We start from the raw sequence: 5351 nt of genomic DNA, 5'->3' as shown, positions 1-5351 counted from the left end.
GGATTTCCTGCTCGCGGCCGTCGGCGGCGGTGTCATCGGGGCCGTGGTGGCGGCGGCATTGGTGATGTTGCGCCGGCGGATCACCGACCCGGTGCTCGATACCTCGGTATCGCTGCTGGCCCCGTTCGTGGCGTATCTGCCCGCCGAGCACTTCCACGCCTCGGGCGTGATCGCGGTCGTGACGTGCGGGATGATCCTGGGCCACGGCGCGCAACGGTGGCAGGGCGCGGCCTCGCGGGTCGCCGAGACCACCAATTGGCGCACCATCCAGTTCATTCTGGAGAGCGCGGTGTTCTTGATCATCGGGTTGCAGGTGCGCTGGATCGTCGAGGCCGCCTGGCACAGCGGGTTGGATCACGCCACGCTCGTCGTCGCGGCGGTGGGTGTGCTGGCCGCGGTGATGCTGGCGCGCCCGGTGTGGGTGTTCACGCCCGTGCTGGTGGCCAGGTTGTTCGGGCGCGCGACCGAACCGTTGAGTCATGCGGCGGTGGTGTCGTGGGCGGGCATGCGCGGGGTGGTGACCTTGGCGGCGGTGTTGTTGCTGCCCGACTCGACACCGCAGTTGCCGGTGCTGGAACTGCTCGCCCTGGTGGTGGTCGGCGGCACGCTGCTGGTGCAGGGCAGTTCGCTGCCGTGGCTGGTGCGGTTGCTGCGGTTGCGCGGACCCAGTCGCGAGGAAGACGCACTCGCCAAAGCCGATCTGCTGCAACAGGCTTCGACCGCCGGTCTGGCCGAACTCGACCGCAGGATCGGACCGGACACCCCCGAACCGGTGATCGAATCGCTGCGACAGCGACTGATCTGGCGCTCCAACGCCGCCTGGGAGCGGTTGGGCCGCCCGGAGGCCGAACTGGTGACACCGACCGCGGAGTACCGGCGGTTACGACTGGCGATGCTGGCCGCCGAACGCGATGCGGTGCTGACGGTTCGCGACGCGGGGGCGGTGGATTACGAAGTCCTCCAACATGTGCTGGCCCGGCTCGACCTCGAGGAATCGATGATCGACCGTTTCGACGAGAGCGACGACGAGCGCCGCGCCGAACCGCTGTCCACCGCCGCCGGTGCGGTGGGGTGCGCCCATCTGGAGGAGGCGCCGGCACTGGCAGAGCCGCCCGCTGGTGAGCTGGTGTGTCAGACGTGTCTGGACGAGGGCCTGCGCTGGGTGCATCTGCGAATGTGCACCGCCTGCGGGAACATCGGCTGCTGTGAGTCCTCGATCGGCGACCACGCGAGCGCCCATTTCCGGGACTCGGCGCATCCGGTGATGCGCAGTGTGGAGCCCGGGGAAGCCTGGCGATGGTGCTACGTGGACCAATTGCTCGGCTAGCTCACGGAAGTGTCCGTCCGGCCAGGGGTCGCGAATCAGCGCGGCACGAGACCCTGACGCAGTCGTCGCGCCGACGTGGTCGTCAGCCGCGGTGGGAGTAGATCAGTCGCGCGTATTCGGCGAGCAGGTGGTCGAGTTCGGTGGATTCGCCCGCGGCCGCGAGCTGTTGGTAGCCGATGATCATCGCCATGCCGAATTCGGTGACGACGGTGGCGGTGGCCGTGTCGTCGACGACGCCGTCGATGACACGGTGCACGGTGCGCCGCCGCGACTCGTCGACCCGCTTGACGGTGACGTGTACCGATTCGTCGTTGGCCGCCCAGGCGCGCAGCGCGGCTTCGGCGCCGTGTTCGAGTCCGCTGGCGAGCACCGACATCGCCCGCACGTCGGCGTCGGCGTCACCGTGGCCGACGTCGAGCGCGCGTAGCTCGACCATCTGACGGTTCTCCCAGTGTTCGAGCAGGGTGTCGACGAAGCCCTGCCAGGAGCCGAAGTGGTGATAGAACGAGCCGCTGGTGACGCCGAGGCGACGGCACAGCACCCCGATGTTGAGACCTTTGAAGCCGAACTCTGCGAGCACCGCCACCGCGGTGTCGAAGTACTGCTCCTTGGTGACCACTCGGGACATCGCGATGCCGTTCTGTTCGTGCGGGCAGGGCCGAAGAATCCGAACAGTACCCCATCGTATCGAGCCCTCGCGCGTACGTAACGTTGTCTACGCTGTGCCCCGGCGGGCCTTAGGGACGACGAAATACCAAGTGGCGGAACGAAATACGTGCACAACGGCCCAAAAGCGCATCCGAATGGAATAGCAGAGCGCACGCTCTGTAAACTTTTGTTCATGCCGAGACCGCGCACCCACGACCCGGAGACCGTGCTGGACGCCGCCGAAAAGCTGGCAGCAGGCGCCGGACCGGCCGCTGTCACAGTGCGCGCGGTCGCCGCCGCTACCGGAGTATCCAATGGCGCGCTCTATCACACATTTCAGTCCCGCCAGGTTGTCCTGGCGCGCACATGGTTACGCGCCGCGCACCGATTCCTCGCCCTCCAGTCGGCCGATATCGACCGCGCGGTCACCGCGCCCGACACCGAGACCCGCATCGACGCGGTCCTCGACGCCGCCGAGGCACCGGCGCGACTGGCCGAAAGCCATCCCGACTCCGCGCGTCTGCTGCTGATCGTCGACCGCGCCGAACTGCTCGCCGGCGACATCGCGCCCGCACTGGCACAGGAGATCGCCGACACCGAGAAGGCGCTCGTCGCCGCGCTCAACCGGCTCGCGCGCGCCCTGTGGGGTCGCGCCGACCGGCGCGGCCTCGCCACCGTCACCACCTGCCTGGTAGACCTGCCCACCGCGCTGCTGCTGCGCCGCGATCGGCTCACCGACCCCCTGGCCCGCGCTCAGCTGCGTGCTGCCGTGCGTGCCGTCCTCGACCTCGGTCCCCACTGAAAAGGAAACAGCCCCATGCCCACACTGCGCCACCACGATTCGATCGCCGTGCTCGACCTCGGTGACGGCGAGAACCGCTTCTCCCCCGACTTCCTCGACGAGATGAACACCCACCTCGACGCGGTCGTCGCCGAGGGCGCGTCCGCGCTGGTGACCACCGCGACCGGCAAGATCTACTCCAACGGTCTCGACCTGGACTGGCTCTCGGCCAACGGCGACCGGGCCGCCGAATACGTCGCGGCGGTGCACACCCTGTTCGCCCGGGTCCTCACCCTGCCCATGCCGACGGTCGCCGCGATCGGCGGACACGCCTTCGGTGCGGGTGCGATGGTGGCGATGGCGCACGACTACCGGGTGATGCGCGCCGACCGTGGCTACTTCTGTTTCCCCGAGGCCGACATCCGCATCCCGTTCACCAACGGCATGGCCGCGCTCATCCAAGCCAAGACGACCCCCAAGACCGCCGTGGCCAGCATGACCACGGCCCGTCGCTTCGGTGGCCCCGACGCGCTGGCACTGGACCTGGTCGACGCCACCGCCGCGGAAAGCGAAGTCCTCGATACCGCACTGGCTTTGGTGGCACCGCTGGGCGGCAAAGACCAGACCACGATGACAGCGATCAAATCCGTGATGTTCGCCGAAGTCCTCGACGCGCTGCGCAACCGGGACTGAACCGATCAGGGCAGCCGGGGGCCCTTGCCCAGGTAGATGTCGCCACGGTCATCGCCTGCCCAACCGCCCCCGGTATAGTCGCCCAGCACGAAACACGAGTCGCAGAACTGCTTTCCGAACACCGTCAGGTAGATGCTGCGGTAGGAGCTGATGGCCCGCATCTTCACCGACTTGTAGGCCGCCTGCGCCGGTGGTTGCGCTTCCAGGAACGCGTAGCGGCGAAAGTCGGCGACTGGTTCGGTGGAGAACCGGACCAGTCCGAGGCGACTGAGGTTGCCCAGGTAGTGGTGGTCGCGGTCGGGCAGCGCGCACCCGGCCATGGCGGCGATCATGTTGATGCCGTCGGCCAGCCGTTGCGAGCCGATCCCGAACGGCGCCTTGGTGCGGATGTCGATCGCGGGCTGCGGCCCGGCGACAGCCAGGAAGCGCAGGATCCGGGCTTCGTCGGGTGTCAGGTCGTGCAGGATCGGCACGAACGAGGGGTGCAGCTCACGCGGTTGCTGCGCGGAGTCCCAGCCCTCGGTGATCATCGCGTCGCCCATCGCCTTGAGATCCTCGGCGTCGACCTTGGTTTCGACCGGGCCGTAGACGCCGGTGGCGGTGCTGGTCAGACCGAGCGCGCTCAACGCCGCCCGCCGAAACAGCTCCACGCGTTCGTCGACGATCTGCGAGATCGGTTCGCCGGAACGGAGGTCGTCGACCAGATCGGTGGCGGTGTGCACAGCGCCCTTGGCCACCGTGCCGACGATGTGGCGCAACGACAATCCCGCGATCCGCGCCAAACCGAGCAGATCGGTCGGGATCCTGGGTTCGCGATCAGGGTTGGGCTCCATTGCTCACACTCCGAAGATCAGCAGGTGCAGCGCGCCGATGAAGGCACCGAGCACGCCACCGTGCAGATACAGCAGCCACGCGTCCTGTTCGATGGCGGTGTAGAGCATTTCGACGAACTCCTCGGGCGGCAGTTCACGCAGTTTCTCGGTGGCGAGCCGGTCGACGCTGGCCGCGGTGGTCTGAGAGAACTCCACGTCCTCGACCAACCACGGCTTCATCTCGGTCGCCAGGCTCGCGCCCGCGGTGGCCTGGATGGCGTCGAAATGGCGGGGTCCGATCGCGAGCCGGGTCACCGACCGCAGCGGGCCCAGAATCCGGTCGATCTCGGCCTCGAGGAAGTGCGCGATGACCGCACGCGTCTTGTCGCCACTGGGCCCGTCGAGCAATTGTTCGGTCACGACATCGAGGGTGACGATCTGATACCCGATCGCATGCCCCAGATCCGCCGCCGCCTGGTACTGCCGTTTCGCGAATTTCGCGACCCCCCACGGATATCGGTAGCGCGGCTGCGGCACGGCGGGCTCGAACACCACCTTGATCGCGATGATGTTGACCAGCACACCCACCGTCGCGCCACCCGCGAGCACCCACGCCCACGCGGGCAGGAAATGCAAAATCTCGTAGAGCCAGCCGGGCAGTGAGATCACCGCGGGGGTGTCACCGTGGGGGGTGCTGTAGTGCAGCAACGACAACCACAGCGCCACGATCACCCCGAACGGGAATCCCAGCACCCCACTGCGGATCATGAACCGCAATTCCGGTGCGCCGAGCCCGTAGATCACGTCCTTGAGCAGTTCGGGCCTGCGCCGCAGGTAGCCCACGACCATCAGCTTCACATCGAGGAGCTGGTCGATGTTCTCGCCGATGAAGTCGAACGCGCGATCGGTGATCGCGGGCAGCTCGGCCTCGACCCGGGTGTAGACGGCTTCGCGTGCGCGCGGCGGCATGTCGGCCCACAGGCGCGGATGCTCGGCGACCATGATCGAGTCGACCATCGAGCGCACGTTCGGCATCGCCACCAGCGCGACCTGCGCGGAGATCTTGCGCGGATCCATCTGGTCGAAGAAG

6 protein-coding genes are annotated in these 5351 nt (G+C 67.7%); 3 read left to right on the top strand and 3 right to left on the bottom strand.

Translation table 11 applies throughout. The features are described from left to right. Window positions 1-1327: cation:proton antiporter (locus ACFWF3_RS22825; RefSeq protein WP_379315197.1), on the top strand; the 1327-nt coding region annotated here is incomplete at its 5' end. Window positions 1328-1409: 82 nt separating this feature from the next. Here ACFWF3_RS22825 and ACFWF3_RS22820 read toward each other — a convergent pair. Further along, window positions 1410-1955: a TetR/AcrR family transcriptional regulator gene (locus ACFWF3_RS22820; protein ID WP_378629092.1), complete on the bottom strand. Its 546-nt coding sequence runs from the start codon at window positions 1953-1955 to the stop codon at window positions 1410-1412. Window positions 1956-2168: 213 nt separating this feature from the next. Here ACFWF3_RS22820 and ACFWF3_RS22815 point away from each other — a divergent pair, with 213 nt between their 5' ends. Then, window positions 2169-2777, top strand: a complete 609-nt coding sequence (locus ACFWF3_RS22815) for a TetR family transcriptional regulator (RefSeq protein ID WP_379315196.1) — start codon at window positions 2169-2171, stop codon at window positions 2775-2777. Between the two features lie 15 nt (window positions 2778-2792). Further along, on the top strand, window positions 2793-3449 hold the full coding sequence (locus tag ACFWF3_RS22810) for an enoyl-CoA hydratase-related protein (RefSeq protein ID WP_378629090.1): 657 nt from the start codon (window positions 2793-2795) through the stop codon (window positions 3447-3449). A 5-nt stretch (window positions 3450-3454) separates the two neighbouring features. Here the strand turns inward: ACFWF3_RS22810 and ACFWF3_RS22805 are convergent, their stop codons facing one another. Next, window positions 3455-4282: an Abi-alpha family protein gene (locus tag ACFWF3_RS22805; RefSeq protein WP_378991816.1), complete on the bottom strand. Its 828-nt coding sequence runs from the start codon at window positions 4280-4282 to the stop codon at window positions 3455-3457. 3 nt (window positions 4283-4285) lie between these two features. Further along, window positions 4286-5351 (bottom strand): DUF445 domain-containing protein (locus ACFWF3_RS22800; protein WP_379315195.1); only part of this gene is annotated, 1066 nt, incomplete at its 5' end.

The organism is Nocardia sp. NPDC060220 (genome assembly GCF_042727815.1).
Taxonomy (GTDB): Bacteria; Actinomycetota; Actinomycetes; order Mycobacteriales; family Mycobacteriaceae; genus Nocardia.
This window is presented reverse-complemented; position numbering and strand designations above follow the sequence as displayed.